Source organism: Nocardia sp. 852002-20019_SCH5090214, assembly GCF_001665865.1.
GTDB lineage: Bacteria > Actinomycetota > Actinomycetes > Mycobacteriales > Mycobacteriaceae > Nocardia > Nocardia nova.
On sequence record NZ_LZMK01000400.1, the window covers coordinates 1 to 866 of the forward strand.

Annotated in this window: 1 pseudogene; it reads right to left on the reverse strand. The window is 69.3% G+C overall.

Going from position 1 to position 866, the window contains the following annotated elements:
* Positions 1-866: pseudogene (locus tag A5780_RS41505) on the reverse strand (hypothetical protein); the annotation flags it as partial.

Sequence of the window (866 nt, forward strand, 5' to 3'; positions counted from 1 at the left end):
GCTTCACTCGGCGGCTTGGCCCGCCCGGCCGCAGCGGCCAGGCGCTGAGCGCGCTGGTCCTCAGTCAGTCCGGCCTGGCGCAGGTTGTACTCCAGCAGCGCGAGGCGTTCGGGGCTGTCGTAGGAGGGCGGGCCGGGATTGCGTTCGGCGGCGACCTTTTCTCGGCGACCGGCCCACTGGTCCTGGACGGCGCGTGCGCGCTCGCCTTTCTTCTCGCAGGCGTCGTTTTCGACGGCGAGGAATTGGTTCACGTCGAGGCGGACGTGTTCGGGCACCCCGGCAGTGATCATGCTGTTGCGCAGCTGTTCCTCGGCTTGGGTGGCTTCGTAGTCGTCGCGACTGGTGCGCCCGGCCGCCAGCGCGGTCTGCGCGAGGACCACACGGTTGAGGTCGTCGCGGACTGCGCGGACAGTGCCCTCGGGCGCGGCCGCGGTCGACAAGATTTTTTCGATCTCGCGGCGGTTTTCCTCGGCGTAGGCACGCGCGTAGTTGTCGCGGCGTTCGCGCTCGATCGCGGCCGCGGACCGGTCATCGGCCAGCAGCGTGTCCGGCACCTGAGTTTTCCCGGCCTCGATATCGGTGAGCACGGCGCGCAGCTGGTCACGCTCGATATCGGCCAAACCCTTGCCCGACTTGATCGCCTTGTCGATCTGAGCGCGCATCACCTCGGCCCGCTGCCGCTGGTCTTTGTCCCACCTCGCCTCGGGGTCCTTGCCGTCGGGATCGAGGGCGATGCGGGCCTCCACGATCGGCGCCAGCGCCGCATACGCGCGCACGGTGGCGGCGAGGTCGTCGCGACTGATGTGGTCGGGCCACAACGGTTTACGAGCGGCGGCGGGGTTGCTCCGGATCTCCTTGCCCCGATC